This is a genomic window from Calidifontibacter terrae (genome assembly GCF_054778835.1).
Genome location: NZ_BAAGZF010000002.1, coordinates 95,291 through 116,336, shown reverse-complemented (window position 1 = coordinate 116,336; position 21,046 = coordinate 95,291). Strand labels below are relative to the sequence as shown.

The window sequence follows — 21,046 nt, the reverse complement described above, 5'->3', positions numbered from 1 at the left end:
CACATGAGCGTTGTTCTCCTCGGCCCGCAACGCCGGCCGTCGCTGGATCGTCTTGTCGCCGAGCTGGGTCTCGACGGCCCCTTCGTCACCATCACCGCCGGCTGGCAGGAGCGCGAGAAGGACGATCGTGAGATCGACCTGCACCTCGGCGGCCGCTCGCGCAACCTGCACCTCTGGCACCGGATGCAGCACGTCTTTGACAACGATCCCGCCTACGCCCAGGCCCACCAAGTGCGCCGCGCGCGCCTGCTCGAAATGCAGGAGCTCTATCGACTCGGTCTGTCCCACACCGTGCAATTCCTGGAGGAACTGCGCCACCGTACGATCGGCTCGCCCGCGCTGCGGGAGTCCGCCGTGCAGGACGCGGTCGGGGTCTTCCGCGGCATGGACCGGCAACACATTTCGCGGGTGCGGGAGATCCAAGGCGAGTTCTACGCGAGTTATCCACCGCACGAACGCCCGGCGATCGCCCAGCACCGCATCGAGGTCGCCGCCTTGATGGCCGAGGCATCCGCGGTGGTGATCGCCGGTGGGCATGTCGTCGATCTGCTGGACGCGTTGCACCTGTTCAACGTCGCCGGCGGGCTGGACCACCTGCCGATCATCGCTTGGTCGGCCGGCGCGATGGCGCTCACCTCTGCGGTGGTGCTCTTCGATGAACACGCCGTACGAGGCCCGGGTTGCGCCGAGGTGTTCGACCAGGGCCTTGGTGTGTTGCCTGGGCTTGCCGTCTTCCCGGCCGCGCACCAGCGACTGCGCACCAACGATCGGGAGAACCTGGGCTGGTTGGCGCAACGGTTCGCGCCGTCCATCTGTTTGCCGCTCGACCCAGGGACTCGAGTCGAGCTCGGCGCTGACGGGCGACCGCCGGCCGACGCCACGGTGATCGACGTAGCCGGCGCGATGGGTCCGCTCTCCGAGGCGGCACTGGTTTCGACAGGGGGTGGGCATGGCCAAGCTGGCAATCAACCGACTGCGTGATCGCGGGCCGCTGGACGACGCGCGGATCGACCGCTTCCTGCAGCGCCATCCGGTGCCGATCGTCGAAGGCGTGAAGTGCACCTTCCTGTTCCGGGGCAGCGCGCACGACGCGGTCGATGAGGTGTGGGTGTGTCATCGGATCGTGGGGCAGCCGGATCGGGTGCCGATGAAGCGCATCCCGAACAGCACCTTGTGGTTCACGATCTTCGAACTGCCGGCTGGCTCCCGAGTCGAATATCAGATCGAGGTGCGCCGCGGCGAGCAGTACGAGCGGTTCAACGATCCGTTGAACCCCAAACTCGCGCACAGCCCGGTTGGGTCCTCCTCGGTGTGTCAGGCCAGCGGATACACCGAGCCGGAGTGGGCGCGCTACGACCCTGAGGCCCGGCCCGGTGAGTTGCTGGAGATGAGCCTGCCCAGCGGTGCGCTCCGTCGCGAATCCCATTGCCGCGTCTATCTGCCTGCCCGCTATCGAGCCACCCACCGCTATCCGCTGCTGGTCGTCCACGATGGCGACGACTTCCTGAACTTCGCGGCGATGAAGAACGTGCTCGACAACCTGATCCATCGCCGCGACATGGCCGAGACGATCGTCGCCTTCACCAACCCCGGCGATCGGACCCGCGAATACGCCAACTCCGCCCAACACGCCCGCTTCCTGGTGGCCGAGTTGATTCCCCGGCTCGAGGCGGACCTGCCGCTGCTCGAAACTCCCGCCGGCCGCGCCCTGATGGGCGCCAGTTTCGGCGCGATCGCCAGCCTGTCGACGGCGTACCGATACCCCGATCATTTCGGCTCGCTGCTGCTGCAGTCCGGGTCGTTCGTCTTCACCGACATCGGCGACGATCACGGCGGCGGGCCGGCGTTCGACCCGGTCGTACGGTTCATGAACCGCTATCGCCGCAACCCCACCCGAGTCGTCGATCGGATGTACGTCTCCTGCGGCATTTACGAGCCGCTGATCGTGCCGAATCGGTCGATGGTCAACGTCTTCCGGGGCACCGGCATGGAGGTTCGCTACTCCGAGGCGCGCGACGGTCACTCGTGGGAGGACTGGCGCGACCGGCTGCGCGAGGGATTGTCGTGGCTGTTCCCCGGCGAGCAGCAGTACTACTACGAGTGACCTTGTGTTCGTTGGTGGGCACTCGTCCCGCCATCCGGACGCCCGGCGTACGCTGCTGCGCATGTCCGTGACTCCCGCCGACGTACGCGCTGCCGCCGAGCGGATCGGTGAGCAGGTCATCCGCACCCCGCTGACCCACAGCCACCGGCTGTCGGCCGCGACCGGCGCGACCGTGTTGCTCAAGCGCGAGGATCTGCAGCCTGTCCGTTCCTACAAACTGCGTGGCGCGCTCAACCTGATCGCGCAACTGACCGACGTCGAGAAGGCTGCCGGAGTGGTGGCCGCGAGCGCCGGGAACCACGCGCAGGGTGTCGCTCTCGCCTGCGCCGATCTGGGCGTCGCGGCCCGGATCTACCTGCCGGCCGGCACCCCGCGGCAGAAGCGCGACCGGGTGGTTGCCTTCAGCGACAACCGAGTCGAACTGGTGCTCGGCGGCGAGACCTACGACGAAGCCGCTGCAGCTGCGTACGCCGACGCGCAGCGGACCGGCGCGACCGTCGTTCCGGCGTTCGATGACCCACGGATCATCGCCGGTCAGGGCACCGTCGTCAGCGAGATCGTCGACCAACTCGGCGGGCTGCCCGACGTGGTCATCGTCCCGGTCGGTGGCGGCGGGCTGCTCGCCGGAATCCTTGCCGCGCTTGGTGATTCGCTCGAGAAGGTGCGGGTCGTCGCCGTCGAGCCGACGGGAGCAGCGTCGCTGACCGCGGCGCTCGCTGCGGGCGAACCGGTCACCCTCGAGGAGATCGACGGCTTCGCCGATGGAACCGCGGTGCGCCGCGTCGGGGACCGTACGTTCCCGATCATCGCGGGGTCCGACACCGAGGTCCGCACCGTCGAAGAGGGCGCGATCTGTGTGGAGATGCTGGCGCTCTATCAAACCGAAGGGATCATCGCCGAGCCCTCAGGAGCGCTGGCCTCCGCGGCCGCTAAGGAACTCGACCTGCGGAGTGGCGAAACTGTCGTCTGCATCATCTCCGGCGGCAACAACGACGTCTCCCGCTATGGCGAGGTGGTCGAGCGGGCCCTGATCCACGAGGGTCGCAAGCACTACTTCCTGGTGGAGTTCCCGCAGCAGCCGGGCGCGCTGCGCAGCTTCCTGGACGACATCCTCGGCCCTGACGACGACATCGCGCTGTTCGAATACCTGAAGAAATCGGGCCGTGATTACGGTCCTGCGCTCGTCGGGGTCGAACTCGGCACAGCGGCGGACTACGAGCCGCTGCGCAAGCGGATGGACGCGAGCCCGTTGCGGATCGAGCACGTCCCGCCGAACAGCCCGCTGTTCAGCTTCATTCTCTGAGCGCGACTCAGCCGACCACCGTGCGCCGCCGCGACCGCGGCTGGCAGCTCCGACACCAGAACAGGTTGCGGCCGCCAATCTCCTTCAGCGAGACCGGGGTTCCGCAGACCAGGCAGGGTTGCCCGGCGCGGCGATAGACGTAAACCTCACCGCCGTGCTTGTCGACTCGCGGCGGGCGATCCATTGCCTCGGGGGTGTGCTCGGGATAGACCGTGTCGATCCGGCCGTCTCGGACGCCCAACGGCATCAGCGTCACGAAGTCCTCCCAGATCGCCTCGAACTCGCTGCGCCGCAAGAACTTTCCGGACATGTACGGGTCGATCCGGTGCCGAAAGAGCGCCTCGGCGCGGTAGATGTTCCCGACGCCGGCAAACACCTTCTGGTCCATGCAGAGCACCCCGATCGGGGTGGTCGTGCGATGAATCCGAGTCCAGGCCAGCTCCGGGTCGGCATCGGCACGCAGCGGGTCCGGACCGAGCACCGACACGATCTTGGTGACTGCCTCCGGTGTCTTCAGTTCGCAGACGTTCGGGCCGCGCAGGTCCATCGTGAAGGCAGGCTGCTCGACCGATAGACGCCAGCGAATCGCGCCTTCGGCAGGCGGTTCGTAGGAATCGGCGAAGAAGAACTTCCCGAGCAGGCCGAGGTGGATGTTCACCGCGCCCGGAACGTCGGCGAACGAGACGAACATGTGCTTGCCGTAGGCCTCGGCCCGATCGAAGGTCCGGCCGTCGACCTCGTCGGCGGCGAAGCGACCCTGCGGCGACGTCGAGCGCACCGGAAGGCCGGTGAAGTGAGCGTTCAGGATGCCGGAGATCCGGTGTGTGACATGACCTTCGGGCATTAGTGAATCGTATCGGCCGGGCGGCCGGCGGCGTCGGCTGCTGACTCAGCCGGCGAAGAGCCCGTCGGCGCCCAGCAACGGATTGTTCACCGTCGCAACCCGCTCACCTTCGGCAATCGCGCCCGGCGCGGTTCCCTTCCCGAACGGGCTCCCGCCGAGGCGCTCGCGGCCATGCGGCTCGGCCCAGTTCGACAGGTCCGGACCATCGGGCACGATCCCGGTGGGGTTCACGTCGTGGTGCACGACGTAGTAGTGGCGCTTGATCTGGACGAAGTCGACGGTGTCGCCGAACCCCGGTGTCTGGAACAGGTCGCGGGCGTAGCCCCAGAGGTTCGGCAACTCGATCAGCTTGCTGCGGTTGCACTTGAAGTGACCGTGGTAGACGGGGTCGAAGCGGCTCAGGGTGGTGAACAACCGAACGTCGGCCTCGGTGATGTGGTCGCCCATCAAGTAGCGCCGATCCGCGAGCCGCTCCTCGAGCCAGTCCAAGGCGGTGAACAGGCGTTCGTACGCAGCGTCGTACGACGTCTGTTCGCCGGCGAACCCACAGCGGTAAACGCCGTTGTTGACCTCGGTGTAGATCCGGCGCATCACCGGCTCCATCTCCTCGATCAGCTCGGCCGGCCACAGGTCTGGCGCGCCGTCGCGCTGAAAGCGGGTCCACTGCGACGCGAAGTCGGCGGTGATCTGCGGGAAGTTGTTGGTGACGACTTTGCCCGACGGGATGTCGACCACAGCGGGAACTGTGATCCCGCGCGGATAGCCCGGCTGACGCTTCTCGTAGGCGTCCTTGAGCCGCGGAATGCCCAGGACCGGGTCGACCTCACCGGGGTCTAGATCGAAGGTCCAGGAGTCTTCGTCGTGAGTCGGGCCCGCCAGCCCCATCGAGATCGCGTTCTCCAGCCCGAGCAACCGGCGCACGATGATCGTGCGGTTTGCCCACGGGCAAGCCCGCGCGGCGATCAGCCGGTAACGGCCCGCTTCCACCGGCCAATCAGCCGACGGATCATCCAGGATCCGATCGGTGATGTACGTGGTGTCGCGGTTGTATTCCTGCTCGACGTAACCCGTGGCCATAGGCCAACCGTACGCCCGGCCGGACCGCCCGTTCACTGCCCCAGCGATCCCACGGCTTTGGCCACGACCAGCAGTGACGTGAGCAGCGCAGCCGTCGCTTGGGTTCCCATGAGGCACTTCGCCCGGGTCGTCAACGGCATGGTGTCCGTCGGGCTGAACGCGCTGGAGTTGGTCAGGGACATGTAGGCGTAATCGACGAACGTCGGAATCCAACCGGACGTCGCGCTGGCCGTTGCCTTCACCTCCACGACAGCGTCGTCGTTCTCGTCCTGGGAGAAGCGCCAGTCTGCTGGGGGCAGGTCGGCGCGGGCCGTCTTGCGGCGAACCACCGGGCCGCCCCGGTCCAGCTCCCAATAGAGCAATGCGAACCCGATCATCCCGGTCACCCACACCTGCATGCCACCGATCAACAGACTGCTGTTGTCGGCGCTTTTCGCCGGCAACGCGGCCAGCAGCTGCCCGAGCGCCACGAAGTTGGTCACGATGATCACGCCGGCGAGCGCCGTCGACACCCAGCGCGACCAGCGGCTCTCCCGCGTCATCCGTACGGGGTCGGAGACCACCAGCGCAATCAACAGCAGCAGCTCAAGACCGGGCACCACGAACCGCTGCGAGAACAGGATCTGGTTGGGCATCAGCGCGTAGGTGAGAGCTGCCACCAGCACCGCGATCGCAGGCGGCCAGCGATGCTCACCCTGCGCAGTTCTGCGCCGCGGTGATTCGTCGAGCACATCGTCGGAGTCGTTCACCGGATCAGCTTAGGAGCAACCCCGTGCGCCGATCGAAGCAAACCAAAAACCGCCCCTGACCGTTAAGTCAGAGGCGGTTCTAGCTGGTGGAGGTAAGGGGACTCGAACCCCTAACCCCCTGCTTGCAAAGCAGGTGCGCTACCAATTGCGCCATACCCCCAGACCGGGCCACGTCAGTGGACCGGGGCGAACTCAGCTGGAGGTCGACGAAGCGTCGAAGCTGTTGGAGCCGGGCTTGTCGGAGGCCTTCGACCACATGTCCTTGCCAACCGAGTGCTGCTTGTACTTCTGCGAAGCAAACGCGGCGGCGCCAGCAGCGGCGACAACCATCAGGGCCTTCTTCATGGGTTTTCTCCTCGAGGTGAGATGAACGGGTGGTGGGCCTAACAGGACTTGAACCTGTGACCTCTTCCTTATCAGGGAAGCGCTCTAACCGACTGAGCTATAGGCCCGTACACCGTTCCGCGTTGCCGCTAGGGCAACGCCGAATGAGGTTACCCCATGCGGGCACGGGGCTCCAAAACGGCCGTCAGTCGTCGGTCAGGGTGAGTTGCAGTCCACCGACCAGGGAGGCACAGATGTTGTACAAGAAGGCAATCAATGTCGCGATCGCCGTCATCAGGATGACGTCGATCACCCCGATCAATACTGACAGAGACAGCACCCGACCGAAGCCGATGTAGTCCATCAGATTGAAACTGGATCCCTCACGGTCGAGGGTTCGCAGCAGTTCGTTGATGTTGTCGAAGACACCCATCCCGGCCAGAACGGTCCACAGGACGCCGACCATCACGACGGTGGCGACACCGATCGCGACGGACAGCAGGAAGGAGATCTTGAAGACCGAGAACGGGTCGACCCGCGAGACGGTCAGCCGCACCCGACGAGGAGTTGCGCGACCCGGACGCTGGCCGGCGCGAGCCGGTGGACGCTTCCCGGTGGCTGGACGCGCCGCGGTTGCCCGCGGGTTGGGTCGCCGCGCCGGGGCACTCTTCGGGCTACCCGCAGGCAGTTTCGCTGCCGGGTCCTTCGAGGTGGTGTTGCCACCACTGGGCGTGGTCACTCCTGGCCTCCATCGTTGTCGGTGTCAGGTGTCCCCGTCTCCGTAGCCGCGTCGTTCGGTGTGTCGACCACATCGTCGGAGTCTGACGGCTCGATCGAACCTACAACCTCCTGCGCCTCGACGTCACTTTCGGCATTGCGGGCAACGGCAACGATCGTGTCACCCTTATCTGGAGTGGCGAACTGAACGCCCTGGGTGGATCGACCCGTACGACGGACCTCATCGACCCGCGAGCGGACGATCTTGCCCTTCTCCATCACGACCATGACCTCATCACCGTCGTCAACGGTCAGCGCGCCGACCAGTTCCCCGCCGCGTTCGGAGAAGTTGGCGACCTTCACCCCGAGCGTGGCCCGGCCCTTGACCGGGTATTCGGAGGTGGCGGTGCGCTTGGCCAGTCCGTTGCGGAAGACCACGAACAGGTCGGGGTCGGTTCCCTCATCGACCACGGAGATCGACAGCAGTTCGTCGCCGGCGCGGAACTTCATGCCGGTGACCCCGCTGGTCGAACGTCCCATCGGGCGGATCGTGTCGTCGGTCGCGTGGAAGCGCACCGACTGACCCTTGCGCGAGACCAGCAGAATGTCGTCGGCCGACGAGCAGAGGCCAGCACCGACCAACTCGTCGCCGTCGCGCAGGTTCACCGCGATCAGACCACCGGAGCGCGGCGAGTCGTATTCGGTCAACCGGGTCTTCTTGACCAAGCCCTTGCGGGTGGCGAGCACCAGGTAGTCCGAGGCGTCATAACCGGTCAGCGACATCACGCCGGCGATCTGCTCGCCCGGCTGGAAGGCCAGCAGGTTCGCGACGTGCTGGCCCTTGGCCTCACGGCTGCCCTCGGGCAACTCGTAGGCCTTGATCCGGTAGACCCGGCCCGAGTTGGTGAAGAACAGCAGCCAGTTGTGGGTGCTGGTGACGAAGAAGTTCGACACGACGTCGTCGCTGCGCAGGTTCGCCCCGCGAACGCCCTTCCCGCCGCGACGCTGCGAACGGTATTCCGAGACCTTCGTACGTTTTGCGTAGCCGCCGCGCGTCACGGTGACCACTACGTCTTCGGCCGGGATCAGGTCTTCCATAGACATGTCGCCGTCGAACGGCACGATCTGGGTGCGGCGGTCGTCGCCGTACTTGGTAACGATCTCGGCCAGTTCATCCCGCACGATCTGACGCTGCCGCTCAGGCTTGGCGAGGATGTCCTTGTAGTCATCGATCTTGCGCTGCAGTTCGTCGTGGTCGTCGAGGATCTTCTGCCGCTCTAGTGCCGCCAGGCGGCGCAGCTGGAGAGCGAGGATGGCCAGAGCCTGCACCTCGTCAACATCCAGCAACTCCATCAGGCCACCCTTGGCCTCGTCGGCCGACGGCGAACGCCGGATGAGGGCGATGACCTCGTCGAGCATGTCCAGCGCCTTGAGGTAGCCGCGCAGGATGTGGATGTCCTTCTCGGCCTCATCCAGGCGGTATTGGGTGCGCCGAACGATGACTTCGATCTGGTGGTCAACCCAGTGGCGGATGAACGCAGAGATCGGCAGGGTGCGCGGCACCCCATCGACGAGGGCCACCATGTTCGCGCCGAAGTTGGTCTGCAGCTGGGTGTGCTTGTAGAGGTTGTTCAGCACCACCTTGGCGACCGCGTCGCGCTTGAGCACCACCACCAGGCGCTGGCCGGTGCGGCCGGAAGTTTCGTCCCGCAGGTCGGCAATGCCACCGATCCGGCCCTCCTTGACCAGCATCGCGATCTTCTCGGCGAGGGCGTCAGGGTTGACCTGGTAGGGCAACTCGGTGACGACCAGGCACTGGCGGCCCTGGATCTCCTCGACATTGACCACCGCGCGCATCGTGATCGAGCCACGGCCGGTGCGGTAGGCCTCCTCGATGCCCTTGGTGCCCATGATCAGCGCGCCGGTCGGGAAGTCCGGGCCAGGGATGGTGACCATCATCTGGTTGAACAGCTCTTCGCGGGTGGCGTCGGGGTGGTTCAGCAGCCAGGTGGCGCCCGCGGCGACCTCGCGCAGGTTGTGGGGCGGGATCTGGGTGGCCATGCCGACCGCGATCCCGGACGAGCCGTTGACCAGCAGGTTCGGGAAGCGCGCCGGCAACACCGTCGGCTGCAGGGTCTTGCCGTCGTAGTTCGGCTCGAAGTCCACGGTGTTTTCGTGGATGTCGCGCACGAGTTCCATCGCCAGCGGCGCCATCTTGCACTCGGTGTATCGCGGCGCTGCCGCACCGTCGTTGCCCGGTGAACCGAAGTTTCCCTGACCGTGAATCAGTGGGTAGCGCAGTGACCACGGCTGCACCAAACGCACCATCGCGTCGTAGATCGCCGAGTCACCGTGTGGGTGATATTGACCCATCACGTCACCGACGACGCGGCTGCACTTGTTGTAGCCGCGGTCGGGGCGGTAGCCACCGTCGTACATCGCGTAGACGATGCGGCGGTGGACCGGCTTCAACCCATCTCGTACGTCGGGCAGCGCGCGGCTCACGATCACGCTCATCGCGTATTCGATGTAGCTGCGCTGCATCTCGGCGTTCAAGTCGACGGGGTCGACGTTGTCCCCGGTCGGTGTGGTCGTGTCGTCAGTCATGCGTTTCCTTCGAAAAGATCAGCTCTAAGTCGGTGTACGAGAAGCGGGCGACGATCAAATGTCGAGGAACCGCACGTCCTTGGCGTTGCGCTGGATGAAGCCGCGCCGGCTCTCCACGTCTTCGCCCATCAGGATCGCGAAGATCTCATCGGCGGCCGCGGCGTCGTCGAGGGTGACCTGCAGGAGGGTGCGAGTGGCAGGGTCCATCGTGGTGTCCCACAGCTCCTCGTAGTTCATCTCACCCAGACCCTTGTAGCGCTGCACCGCGTTGTCCTTCGGCAGCCGCCAGCCCTTCGCCTGGCCCTGCTGCATCAACGCGTCGCGCTCGCGGTCAGAGAAGGCGAACTCGTGGTCGTGGTTGCTCCACTTGAGCCGATAAAGCGGCGGCTGCGCCAAGTAGACGTAGCCGGCCTCGATCAGCGGCCGCATGAAGCGGAAGAGCAGCGTCAGCAGGAGAGTACGGATGTGCATGCCGTCGACATCGGCGTCGGCCATCAAGACGATCTTGTGATAGCGCGCCTTCTCAATGGTGAAGTCCTCACCGAAGCCGGTTCCGAACGCGGAGATCAACGACTGCACTTCGTTGTTGGCCATCACCTTGTCGATGCGGGCCTTCTCGACGTTCAGGATCTTGCCGCGGATCGGCAGGATGGCCTGGTTGTGCGGGTTACGGCCCTGGGTGGCCGAACCACCGGCCGAGTCACCCTCAACGATGTAGACCTCGGAGATCGTCGGGTCGTTGCTCTGGCAGTCCTTGAGCTTGCCGGGCATCGCGGCAGAGTCGAGCAGACCCTTGCGGCGGGCGGTCTCGCGAGCCTTGCGCGCGGCCATCCGCGCGGCAGCGGCCTGGACAGCCTTGCGAATGACGGCCTTGCCCTCGTTCGGGTGCTGGGCCAGCCAGTGCTCGAACTCGTCGCGGACGGCCGTCTGCACGAACCCCTTGACCTCGGAGTTTCCCAGCTTGGTCTTGGTCTGACCCTCGAACTGTGGTTCGCCCAGCTTCACCGAGATCACCGCGGTGAGGCCTTCACGGACGTCTTCACCGGTGAGGTTCGGCTCCTTCTCCTTGAGCAGTTTCTGCTCGCGGGCGAAGTTGTTGACCAGGGAGGTCATCGCGGCGCGGAAGCCCTCTTCGTGGGTTCCGCCCTCGTGGGTGTTCACCGCGTTGGCGTAGGTGTGGACCGATTCGCTGTAGGAGTTGGTCCACTGCATCGCGACCTCGACCGACATCATCCGCTCGGTGTCTTCGGTCTCGAACGCGATGATGTCGTCGTGGACCGGCTCGTTGCGCTTGGAGCTGTTGAGGTGCTTGACGTAGTCGAGCAGACCATTGTCGTAGCGGTAGGTGACGGTGCGGGCCTTCTGCTTCTTGCCCGAGTCGTCAGCCCCCACCTCGATCGCGTCGGAACTCTCCGACCCGATCTCCGACAGGTCGTCGAGACCTTCGTCATCCTCGACGACTGCCTTGGCCCGCTCGTCGGTCAGCGAAATGGTCAAGCCCTTGTTGAGGAAGGCCGTCTGCTGGAACCGCGCGCGGAGGGTCTCGAAGTCGTAGACCGTCGTGTCGAACGTTTCTTCGCTCGCCCAGAAGGTGAGGGTGGTGCCGCTGGGCTCATCGGGCTCCATCGCGCGGACGTCTTCCAACGGTCCGTTGGGCTCACCGTGAGCGAAGGACATCTCGAAGACGCGGCCGTTCTGACGGACCTGAACCTCGAGCCGGCTCGACAGGGCGTTGACCACCGACGAACCGACGCCGTGGAGACCGCCGGAGACTTTGTAGCCGCCGCCGCCGAACTTGCCACCGGCGTGCAGCTGGGTCAGCACCAGTTCAACGGTCGACATGCCGTATTGCTCGTTCATCCCGGTCGGGATGCCGCGGCCGTGGTCGGTGACGCTGACCCCGCCGTCTTCGCGCAGGGTGACCAGCACCCGGTCGTTGTGGCCGGCCATCGCTTCGTCAACGGCGTTGTCGACGATCTCCCAAACGAGGTGGTGAAGACCCCGTTCTCCGGTGGATCCGATGTACATGCCAGGCCGCTTGCGAACGGCTTCGAGGCCCTCCAACACCTGGATCGCTGAGGCGTCATAAACGACCTCGTCACTACTGTTGGACGGTTGCGCGGTGTCGGTCACAGTGCTCCTCGTGAAGACCTGACAAAAACTCCGCACAGTCTATCGTGCGCAGCCGGTTCACACCGCCGAGGACGCGCTCAGCGGTGGATAGAACCGATTTTCAGGGGTCCGGATGAGGGCCGGTACGTCGGCTAGGGGTTCAGCGCCTCGCAGGCGCAATTGGCGAGATCAGTTCTGGCTCGGCATCACGTAGACCGTCGGGCGCTTGCCGTTATCGGGTGAACTGACCCCGACGCACTCGATGTAACTGCCGGTCAGGTGGTTGCAGGTGACGTTGTACTGCAGGCCGCTGCCGCCCTCACTCTTGAGGCTTTCGACCTGGAACGTGCTCGACTGACCGTCGGTCGGCGGGGAAGTTTGCACAGTCGAGTAGATCCGCGAGGCGAACGCACACGACACCGCAGCCGAGGTCGTGAAGGTCGTGTCACTGCCACAGGAACTCTGCGCCGCGGGCAGGGAGACCGCCGACGAACTGCTGCTGGTGGAGGTCGAGCTGCTGGAGCTATTGGACGTGCTGGAGGAGCCGTTCGAGGAAGAGCTGCTGCCGCTTTGATCGGTGGTGACCGAGGTGGTGGCGAGCGGGATCTGGCTCGGACCGGCGTTGCTGCCGCTGGAGCCGCTGCGGAAGACCAGCCAGCCAACCACGGCCAGCACCACCAGCGAGATCCCAATCACCAACAGCGGCATCAGCGCCGACCGCTCGCGCTTCTCACGCGGCGGTTCTGGGTAATAGCCACCGCCCTGCGTCGGCTGCTGGTGATAGCCGGCAGGCGCCGTCTGTCCGGCGTACGCCGTGGGCATGCCGGGGTCGGTGCGGTCTGGGTCCTCGTGGCCTGGGCCAAAGAACTTGTCGAAGGTGTCGTCCCCCGGATTATTGCCCCGATCCGGCGGTCCGCTCTGGTTGGTCACGCGTGCCTCCTCGGGGCCGTTGAGCGAAGGACAGTGTAAAGCGCGAACCTCAACCGTAGGTGTCCCTCGGGCCGCGACCACCGTGAACCTTGCGGAATCCACGCGACCACGACGGGGTCGCAGGACCCGCCAGCCGCAGCTCGGTGACGATCTTGGCGCCGACCTCCTGCTCGATCTGGCCGAGGATGGTGGAGGTCATGTATTCGAGTTGGGTGCGCCAGGCCGTCGAGTCCGCGCGCACGGTCAGCACACCGTCCTCGAAGGCGACCGCCTCGGTGTGACTGGCGACGTCGGGGCCGACGATCTGCGGCCATTTCGCCAACACCGAGCCGGCAGCCACATCGACTCGCCACCCGCGATCCAGCAGCATCCGCTGCATCTGATCGCCCAGCACGGCCGGGTCACGGCCTGAGTCTGCGGCAGCTGGCTGGTCCCACCGCCGCCTGCGCATCGGCCGTTGGCCGGGACGAAGGCCCTTGTCCCGCGCCGTACGACGGGCCCGGGCGACCGCGTCCCGCAGGGCATCCTGCGGGTCGTACGGGTCGGGCTCGTCTTCGGACACCCCACCAGCCTAAGAGGTCGTCGGCTCGACGACCCCCCTCGTCACCTCAAAGCGGCGCCCGGTCAGCGACTCTGGAACATCGTCGGCCACCGCGGCCGTGATCAAGACCTGCTCCGCGTCGGCAATCAGCGCTGCCAGTCGGCGCCGGCGTCCGCCGTCGAGTTCGGCGAACACGTCGTCGAGCACCAGCACCGGGTCGGTGCCCAGGTCGTGCCGCAGCAACTGGAAGGCGGCTAGGCGCATGCCAAGGGCGAACGACCACGACTCTCCGTGGCTCGCATATCCCTTGGCCGGCAGGTCACCGAGCTGCAGGACCATCTCGTCGCGGTGTGGGCCGACCAAGGTGATCCCACGGTCCAGTTCCTGACGGCGTACGTCGGCGAAGGTTTCGTGCATGCCCGCCACCAGAGCGTCCTGTTCGGGCACCTCGCCCGCGGCAATCTGGTCGGAAAGTTTCACGTGCAACGACGACCGATAGGTCAACCCGGCGTCGCCCTGACCGGCGGAGACCTGGTCGTACGCCTGCGCAACGTAGGGCTGCAGGTCACGCAGGAGTCGAAGGCGGGCATAGGTCAGATTCGCACCAACCGAGGCGAGGTGTTCATCCCACACGGGCAGGGTTGCCTCAAGTGCTCCGCGGTCTTGCCCGGCCCGGAAGGAGCGCAGCAGGGCATTGCGCTGCTTGAGAATCTTGTCGTAGTCGGATCGCGCGGCCGCCCACTTGGGCTGGCGAGCGACCAGCAGGTCGTCCAGGAAGGCGCGCCGGGTCGAGGGGTCACCCTTGACCAGCGCGAGGTCCTCGGGCGCGAAAAGTACGGTTCGGATGACGCCGAGGATGTCGCGCGCGCGAGTAGAAGGTGATCGACCGACGCGGGCGCGATTGGCCCGGCCGGGATTCAGTTCGAGTTCGAGCTGTTGCTCGTGGCCATCGCGGACGACTGCCGCGCGGACGTAGGCCTTCTCGGCGCCCGCCCGAACCAGGGGGGCGTCGGTCGAGACTCGGTGAGAGCTCAGCGACGCGAGGTAACCGATCGCCTCGACCAGGTTGGTCTTGCCTTGCCCGTTCAGCCCGACGAACGTGGTGATGCCCGGTTCGAGCGCCACCTCCGCCTCGGGATAGGACCGGAAGTCCACGAGGGAGAGGTGGCGAACGAACACCGGCTCATCGTAGGTGAGCCATCAGCGGGCTCAGTGCTCGGAAGCGCTGGCTCCCGGGGTCGACTGACCCTGCGTCGACTTCGTTTCGGCGGCCGGGGAGACCTCCGCCTTGCCGTCCTTGCGCCACGGCTCCTCACCGAACTTCATCACCTCGTGGCCACCGAACTGACCGCGCAGCGCGGCAACGGCCTGCATCTGCGGGGAGTTCTCTTGGCGCGAGGTGAAGCGGGCGAACAGCGCGGCGGCCAGCACCGGCATCGGGACAGCCAAGTTGATGGCCTCCTCCAGGGTCCAGCGGCCTTCACCGGAGTCGGTGGAGTATTCGCTGACGCCCTCGAGGTGCGGGGTTTCCTTCAGCGCCTTGACCATCAGGTCCAGCAGCCAGGAACGCACGACGGTGCCACGGGTCCAGGCCTTGAAGCAGCCCTCGACGTCGGTGACGATGTCCTTTGCCTCGAGCAGTTCCCAGCCCTCGGCGTAAGCGTGCATCAGGCCGTACTCGATGCCGTTGTGAACCATCTTCGCGTAGTGGCCAGCCCCCACGGCGCCGGCGTGAACCCAGCCCTCGTCGCGCGGACCTTCGGGGCGCAGCGCGTCGAAGATCGGCATCAGCCGCTCGATGTTCTTGGGGTCGCCACCGCACATCAGGCCGTAGCCGTTTTCTTTGCCCCAGACACCTCCGGAGACACCACAGTCGACGAACTCAACGCCCTGTTGCTTGAGCATTTCGGCGTTGGCCTGGTCATCGGTGAAGCGGGAGTTGCCACCGTCGATCACGACGTCGCCAGTCTCCAACAGCTCGCCGAGCTGCTTGATGGTGTCGCGGGTCGGGTCTCCGGCCGGAACCATCACCCAGACTGCGCGCGGCGCGTCCAGCTTGGACACGAGGTCCTTCAGGTCCTTGGCATCACTGATGTCCGGGTTGCGGTCATAGCCGACGATGTCGTGGCCGGCAGCCTTGAGGCGGTCACGCATGTTGCCGCCCATTTTGCCGAGGCCGATCAAACCCATCTGCACGGTTGGCTCCTTCAAGAGGGAAGTATTTCCGGAGGTGACGCTACTCGCGTCAGCTGGCGAATCGCACCGGCATCAGCACGTAACGGAAGCTCTCGTCCGCGTCGCCGTCCTGCTCCGCCTGGCCCGACATCACGGCCGGTCGGCTGGGCTGGGTGAAGGACAACCGAACGTACGGGGTGCCGACGGCGCCGAGGCCGTCGAGCAGGAACTGCGGGTTGAACGCGATGTCGATCTCGGGTCCGGTCAGGTCGGCTTCGAGGGCCTCGCTGGCCTGCGCGTCGTCGCCCTGGCCCGCTTCGATGGTCACTTGACCCTCGGTGAACCGCAGGCGTACGGGGGTGTTGCGCTCCGCGACCAGGGAGACACGCTTGGTCGCCTCGCTCAGCTCGGCGGTGTTGATGACCACGGTGGTGTCGACACTGGTCGGGAAGATCGAGGTGACCTTCGGGTAGTCGCCCGAGAGCAACCGGGTGGTGGTGTGTCGTTGACCGGCCTCGAAACCGACCAGGCCCTCGCCCCCGGCGGCGGTTCCCAGCGCGAGGTTGACCGAGCCGGATGCGCCCAGCGCGCGAGCGGTGTCAGCGAGGGTGCGGGCCGGGATGAGCGCGACATGGGCGGCATCGGCGGCCGTGGGGTTCCAGGTGAACTCGCGCATCGCCAGGCGGTAGCGGTCGGTCGCCAGCAGGGTGACCTTCTCGCCTTCGATCTCAACCCGAACACCGGTCAGGATCGGCAACGTGTCGGACTTGTCAGCCGCGATGGCGACCTGCGAGACGGCGGTGGTGAACACATCGCCGGCCACGGAGCCGGACGGCTCGGGGGAGGTCGGCAGCGTCGGGTAGTCCGCGGTCGGCATCTGAGGCAGCGCGAAGCGGCTGGTGCCACAGACGACCTCGACCTTGTGGCCGTCGGCGGTCAGGGTGACCGGCTTGTTCTTGAACGACCGGGAGATGTCAGCGAGCAGCTTGCCGGGAACCAGCGCGACGCCGGGTTCATCGACCGAAGCCGGCACGGTGACCTTCGCCGAGACCTCGTAGTCGAAGGCCGACAGGGTCAGGCCCTCGGCGGTGGCTTCGAGCAGCACCCCGGACAGCACCGGCACCGGCGGGCGCGGGGACAGCCCACGAACAGCCCAAGTGACGGCTTCGGCCAGGACGTCGCGTTCGACCTGCAGCTTCACGACCAGTGTTTCCTTCGTTCGGGATGGCTCTACATCGTCGACGGGCTCGGTCAAGCTGCCACGCCGTACGCGCTGCTGATGCTAGTCACACCAGACGCTCGGCGAGCCTATCCGCACCAACTGGCCGGACGAAACCGCGGCCCGAGGTTCTCCGGTGGCTCTGTGCAGTTCTCGGTCAACGAAGATTCTGCTGGAGATAGTTGTTGGTAGTAGTAGCAGTTGTGAGTTCTGTGGAAAACGTCCATCGCCGCAGGTGGGGGGCGTTCGTGGGTGTGCACTGCGCCGTGGAGAGACCCTCGGAAAACCCGACCGACCTGTGGAATGACAAAAGTCGTGCACACCTCAACCTCCTCGATCTGTGGAGAAAAACCCCTGTTGTCCACAGATTCGACCGGTTTTCCACAGCCATGGTGTGGAAGGCGAGTGCGGACGACCTTCGCCAGGTCGCTGTCGGACTGCTTGGCCGGTGGAGAGGTTTATCCACAGTCTGTGGATAAGGAGGTGGATTGTTGCCGGAAAAGATGGCAGAAGATGCCCGACGGTCGTGCCCCGTTCATCGGGCGGCGAACCCGCGGATGCGGCCTTCCTGTGGAGAAAGGTGTGAGTTTCAGGCGCGGGCGCCGTTGGCGGCCCGGCGGATCTGCGAGGTCAACTCGGTGATCTGGTCGAACAGGCTCGGCTTCGAACCCATGAGTTCGCGGATCTTGCGGTCGGCGTACATCACGGTCGTGTGGTCGCGGCCACCGAAATGCTTGCCGATTCGGGGCAACGACTCGTCGGTGAGCTCGCGGCAGAGGTACATCGCGATTTGCCGGGCGTTGGCCAGGCTGCGCGAACGAGACGAGCCGCAGAGGTCGTCGACGCTGACCTCGAAATACTTCGACGACTGATTCATGATCAGCGGAATGGTGATCTGCCCCGCGGAGGTGCCGGCCATCAGGTCCTTGAGCACCTGCGAGGCGCTCTCCAAGGTGACGTTCTGCTTCGAGACCGACGCATAGGCGGTCACCCGGATCAGCGCGCCCTCGAGCTCACGGATGTTGGTGGGCACCTTGTCCGCAATCAACGACAGCACCTCATCCGGCAACGCCATGTTCTCCGCGCGCGCCTTCTTGCGCAGAATCGCGATACGGGTTTCCAGATCGGGCGGGGTGACGTCGGTGGTCAGGCCCCACTCGAAGCGGGACCGCAACCGGTCCTCCAGTCCATTCAACTTCTTGGGCGGCTGGTCACTGGACAGCACGATCTGCTTCTGGCTGTTGTGCAGCGCGTTGAAGGTGTGGAAGAACTCCTCCTGGGTGCCGTCCTTGTTCTGCAGGAACTGCACGTCGTCGATCAGCAACACATCGACGTTGTCGCGATAACGCTTCTGGAAGTTCGAGGCGTTGTCGTCGCGGATGGAGTTGATGAAGTCGTTGGTGAACTCCTCGGAGTTCACATAGAGCACCCGCAGCTGCGAGTAGTAGCTGCGCACGTAGTTGCCGATGGCGTGCAGCAGGTGGGTCTTGCCCAGTCCCGAGGATCCGTAGACAAACAACGGGTTGTACGAGCGCGCCGGCGTTTCGGCGACTGCCTGCGCCGCCGCGCAGGCGAACCGGTTGCCCTGACCGACGACGAAAGTGTCGAAGGTGTAGCGCGGGTTCAAGCGGGCGTCGTCGAGCTGATTGACGCTGATGTTCTGCCGAGGCGCGGGGGTGGCGACCTTCAGTTCGGTCTGCCCGAACTGCTCCTGGTCTTCGACCGACTCGACCAGCGAGGGTCCATCGTCGTCGTCCGGCTCCACGATCGCCAAGGACTCATCGACGGTCACCGCCAGTCGGACGGGGTGGCCGAGTTCCTGGGCCAGCGCGGTGCAGACCGGTTCGTTCAGCGTCGATTCGACGTAGGTCTTGGTGTGGTCGTAGGGGACGGCCAGCAGCGCGGTCTCCCCGACGATGCCAACCAGCCGGGCGATGCGCAGGAAAGCGCGGTCACGCGCGGGAACCCCGGTGTCTTCCAAGCCGAGCAGAGTGGCATGCCAGACGTGGGCCAGATCGACCTCGGCGTCGGTCACCCGCGGACCCCTCTCGAACGTTGACGGCACCTCGTGAGTGCGGTGCACTCGGCGGATCCACCACACCAAGCGTGCGGATCGCGGATCAGCGTACGCGGTCATCCACAGACATATCCACAGGGTGTGTATAACTCTGAAACGAGGTACGAGCGCCGACGCTAACAAGAAATCGGGAGGCCGGGCAACCCGAACGGCGAAACTCTTTGCGACACGCCGACCGAGGTCGTGGACGTGACGCGCGACACGTGTTCGGATGGCTGGTTTCGTCCACGTGCGGCGAACCGGGAGTCTCAGTTTGACCGGCCCACTGGACTGCCCGTATCGTGGATGACTGACCTTTTGTGTCGTTCAGATCATCGGCATCCCACGCGGATGAGCTGTGCTGCGCCCGTCCTGCGGACGCGGTGACGGTGTGCGAACGGACGACACGCACCAGCCAGCCAGAAGAACGGGCCAACCGGGCCCGTCACGAGTGGAGACATCGACGTGAGCAAGCGTACTTTCCAGCCGAACACCCGCCGTCGGTCCAAGACCCACGGTTTCCGTCTGCGCATGCGCACCCGCGCCGGACGTTCGATCCTGGCGCAGCGCCGCCGCAAGGGTCGCGAGCGTCTGTCCGCCTGACGCGCTGACCGGCGGTGTTGCCGGCTGCGCACCGGATGCGCTCGTCGCAGGAGTTTGCGGCGGTTCTCCGGTTTCGGGGCAGCGGACGCGCTGGTGGGCGACTGATGGTCGTTCATGTGCGGACGCCCGACGAGTTTGCCGACACGCTTTCGAGCCGTGTCGGCTTCGTCGTGTCCAAGGCCGTCGGAAATTCGGTCGTACGCCACCGAACCCAGCGCCGTTTGCGACACCTGATGAATGAGCGTTTGGGGTCCTTCCCCGCGGGCTCGCTGATCGTCGTACGCGCTCAGTCGGGCGCCGCGACCGCCGACAGCGCCGAGTTGGCTCGTGAATTGGACCGACTCATTCCCAAGGCCCTGGCGGGCACCCGATGAACATCGGTCGGGTGCTGGCATGGCCGCTGATCATCCTGGTCAAGGGCTACCAAAAGCTGATCTCCCCCATGTTGCCGCCCAGTTGCCGGTTCACACCCAGTTGTTCGGCCTACGCGGTCACGGCGCTGCAACGATTCGGCCCGATTAAGGGCAGCTGGCTCACTCTGAAGCGCCTCGCGCGTTGCAACCCGTGGAACCCCGGCGGCGTTGATCACGTGCCCGACCGCGTACCGCATACTTCCTGACATCCGCTGACGACAAGGACATCATGCTCGACACGCTGCTCTTCCCCCTCGAATGGTTCGTAGCCTTCGTGATGGTGAGCTTCCACAAGCTCTTCGTCACCCTGGGCATGGACACCAACTCAGGGTGGACCTGGGCCCTGTCGATCGCCGGCCTGGTGGTGGTGCTGCGCATCCTGCTGATCCCGCTGTTCGTCAAGCAGATCAAGAGCTCGCGGCGGATGCAGTTGATCCAGCCCGAGTTGCAGAAGATTCAGAAGAAATACAAGGGCAAGAAGGATCCGGAGTCCCGTCAGAAGATGACGGAAGAGACGATGGCCCTCTACAAGCGCACGGGCACCAACCCGTTCAGCTCCTGTATGCCGATCCTGCTGCAGTCACCGTTCTTCTTCGCGTTGTTCCGGGTGCTCAACAACCTCGGCAAGATCGCCGATGGGCGCCACGACCCGATCGGTGTCCTGACCAAGAGCCTGGCCCGTTCGGCGGAGAGTTCGACCCTGTTCGGCGCCAAGCTGAGTGACACCTTCCTGGGATCCCACCAGGCGTCGGTGAAGGTCCTGACCGTCTGCCTGATCATCATGATGTCGGCGACCGTCTTCTTCACCCAGCAGCAGCTGATGCGCCGCAACATGCCGGCCACCGCACTGGACAACCCGATGGCCAAGCAGCAGAAAATCATCATGTACGTGATGCCGCTGTTCTTTGCGATCACCGGTGTGAACTTCCCGATTGGTGTCCTTCTTTACTGGGTGACCACCAACCTGTGGACCCTCGCGCAGCAGTTCTACGTGATCCGCCGGATGCCGACGCCTGGTTCAGAGGCCGAGAGGGCCCTGGAAGCCCGTCGCCGCGCAAAGGGCAAGGAGATCAAGAAGCTGACCATCCCGGGGTTGTCCAACAACTCCGAGGAGGAGTCGACCGTCGACCTGGTCAAGACGCCGGGAACGCCGGGTCTGTCAACCGCCGAGGGCAGCGCTGCCGGCAAGGCCAGCGGTCAGCGGGTCCAGCCCAAGCGTGGCAAGAACACCAAGAACCGCAAGCGCTGAGCGCTGCACCCACCTTTCCCTTC

General features: G+C 65.4%; 20 protein-coding genes and 2 tRNA genes. 7 read left to right on the top strand and 15 right to left on the bottom strand.

The window, feature by feature from the left end; translation table 11 throughout:
* The first annotated feature begins 3 nt into the window (after positions 1-3).
* The 3 genes from ACYU98_RS03245 (at position 4) to ilvA (ending at position 3,407) form a co-directional block, all read left to right on the top strand.
* Positions 4-981, top strand: coding sequence for a type 1 glutamine amidotransferase family protein (locus ACYU98_RS03245; protein ID WP_460466751.1), 978 nt, complete (start codon positions 4-6; stop codon positions 979-981).
* Positions 950-2,104: an alpha/beta hydrolase-fold protein gene (locus tag ACYU98_RS03240; RefSeq protein WP_460466750.1), complete on the top strand. Its 1,155-nt coding sequence runs from the start codon at positions 950-952 to the stop codon at positions 2,102-2,104. The genes ACYU98_RS03245 and ACYU98_RS03240 overlap by 32 nt, the downstream gene beginning before the upstream one ends.
* A gap of 61 nt (positions 2,105-2,165) precedes the next feature.
* Positions 2,166-3,407, top strand: a complete 1,242-nt coding sequence (gene ilvA, locus ACYU98_RS03235) for a threonine ammonia-lyase IlvA (protein WP_460466749.1) — start codon at positions 2,166-2,168, stop codon at positions 3,405-3,407.
* A gap of 7 nt (positions 3,408-3,414) precedes the next feature.
* Here ilvA and ACYU98_RS03230 read toward each other — a convergent pair whose 3' ends face one another.
* From ACYU98_RS03230 to dnaA, 15 genes are all read right to left on the bottom strand, one after another.
* A complete protein-coding gene (locus ACYU98_RS03230) occupies positions 3,415-4,251 on the bottom strand; it encodes an Fpg/Nei family DNA glycosylase (protein WP_460466748.1) in 837 nt (278 codons plus the stop codon).
* A 45-nt stretch (positions 4,252-4,296) separates the two neighbouring features.
* Positions 4,297-5,328, bottom strand: a complete 1,032-nt coding sequence (locus tag ACYU98_RS03225; RefSeq protein WP_460466747.1) for a glutathione S-transferase family protein — start codon at positions 5,326-5,328, stop codon at positions 4,297-4,299.
* Between the two features lie 32 nt (positions 5,329-5,360).
* Complete coding sequence (locus ACYU98_RS03220) at positions 5,361-6,077, bottom strand: hypothetical protein (protein ID WP_460466746.1); 717 nt, start codon at positions 6,075-6,077, stop codon at positions 5,361-5,363.
* Positions 6,078-6,161: 84 nt separating this feature from the next.
* Positions 6,162-6,237, bottom strand: a tRNA-Ala gene (locus ACYU98_RS03215).
* A 32-nt stretch (positions 6,238-6,269) separates the two neighbouring features.
* Positions 6,270-6,422: a DLW-39 family protein gene (locus tag ACYU98_RS03210; protein WP_460466745.1), complete on the bottom strand. Its 153-nt coding sequence runs from the start codon at positions 6,420-6,422 to the stop codon at positions 6,270-6,272.
* A 30-nt stretch (positions 6,423-6,452) separates the two neighbouring features.
* Positions 6,453-6,529: transfer RNA gene (locus ACYU98_RS03205), tRNA-Ile, on the bottom strand.
* Positions 6,530-6,606: 77 nt separating this feature from the next.
* Positions 6,607-7,140, bottom strand: coding sequence for a DUF3566 domain-containing protein (locus tag ACYU98_RS03200; RefSeq protein WP_460466744.1), 534 nt, complete (start codon positions 7,138-7,140; stop codon positions 6,607-6,609).
* A complete protein-coding gene (gyrA, locus tag ACYU98_RS03195; RefSeq protein ID WP_460466743.1) occupies positions 7,137-9,725 on the bottom strand; it encodes a DNA gyrase subunit A in 2,589 nt (862 codons plus the stop codon). The genes ACYU98_RS03200 and gyrA overlap by 4 nt, the downstream gene beginning before the upstream one ends.
* Before the next feature lie 54 nt (positions 9,726-9,779).
* Complete coding sequence (gyrB, locus tag ACYU98_RS03190; RefSeq protein ID WP_460466742.1) at positions 9,780-11,858, bottom strand: DNA topoisomerase (ATP-hydrolyzing) subunit B; 2,079 nt, start codon at positions 11,856-11,858, stop codon at positions 9,780-9,782.
* Between the two features lie 168 nt (positions 11,859-12,026).
* Positions 12,027-12,767 (bottom strand): hypothetical protein, encoded by a 741-nt coding sequence (locus ACYU98_RS03185; protein ID WP_460466741.1) that lies wholly within the window; start codon positions 12,765-12,767, stop codon positions 12,027-12,029.
* Positions 12,768-12,816: 49 nt separating this feature from the next.
* Positions 12,817-13,329 (bottom strand): DciA family protein, encoded by a 513-nt coding sequence (locus ACYU98_RS03180; protein WP_460466740.1) that lies wholly within the window; start codon positions 13,327-13,329, stop codon positions 12,817-12,819.
* Between the two features lie 9 nt (positions 13,330-13,338).
* Positions 13,339-14,487: a DNA replication/repair protein RecF gene (recF, locus tag ACYU98_RS03175; protein WP_460466739.1), complete on the bottom strand. Its 1,149-nt coding sequence runs from the start codon at positions 14,485-14,487 to the stop codon at positions 13,339-13,341.
* Positions 14,488-14,517: 30 nt separating this feature from the next.
* A complete protein-coding gene (gnd, locus tag ACYU98_RS03170) occupies positions 14,518-15,504 on the bottom strand; it encodes a phosphogluconate dehydrogenase (NAD(+)-dependent, decarboxylating) (protein ID WP_460466738.1) in 987 nt (328 codons plus the stop codon).
* 49 nt (positions 15,505-15,553) lie between these two features.
* Positions 15,554-16,684, bottom strand: coding sequence for a DNA polymerase III subunit beta (gene dnaN / locus ACYU98_RS03165; RefSeq protein ID WP_460466737.1), 1,131 nt, complete (start codon positions 16,682-16,684; stop codon positions 15,554-15,556).
* A 607-nt stretch (positions 16,685-17,291) separates the two neighbouring features.
* Complete coding sequence (gene dnaA, locus ACYU98_RS03160; protein ID WP_460466736.1) at positions 17,292-18,737, bottom strand: chromosomal replication initiator protein DnaA; 1,446 nt, start codon at positions 18,735-18,737, stop codon at positions 17,292-17,294.
* Positions 18,738-19,223: 486 nt separating this feature from the next.
* Between dnaA and rpmH the strand changes: the two genes are divergently transcribed.
* The 4 genes from rpmH to yidC are packed head-to-tail and all read left to right on the top strand — an operon-like array spanning position 19,224 to position 21,023.
* Entirely contained in the window at positions 19,224-19,361 is a 138-nt protein-coding gene (rpmH, locus tag ACYU98_RS03155; RefSeq protein ID WP_460466735.1) for a 50S ribosomal protein L34, read from the top strand.
* Between the two features lie 35 nt (positions 19,362-19,396).
* Positions 19,397-19,735 (top strand): ribonuclease P protein component, encoded by a 339-nt coding sequence (gene rnpA / locus ACYU98_RS03150; RefSeq protein WP_460466734.1) that lies wholly within the window; start codon positions 19,397-19,399, stop codon positions 19,733-19,735.
* A complete protein-coding gene (yidD, locus tag ACYU98_RS03145; RefSeq protein ID WP_460466733.1) occupies positions 19,732-19,980 on the top strand; it encodes a membrane protein insertion efficiency factor YidD in 249 nt (82 codons plus the stop codon). Before rnpA ends, yidD begins: the two co-directional genes overlap by 4 nt.
* Positions 19,981-20,003: 23 nt before the next feature.
* On the top strand, positions 20,004-21,023 hold the full coding sequence (gene yidC, locus ACYU98_RS03140) for a membrane protein insertase YidC (RefSeq protein WP_460466732.1): 1,020 nt from the start codon (positions 20,004-20,006) through the stop codon (positions 21,021-21,023).
* The last annotated feature ends 23 nt before the right edge of the window (positions 21,024-21,046 follow it).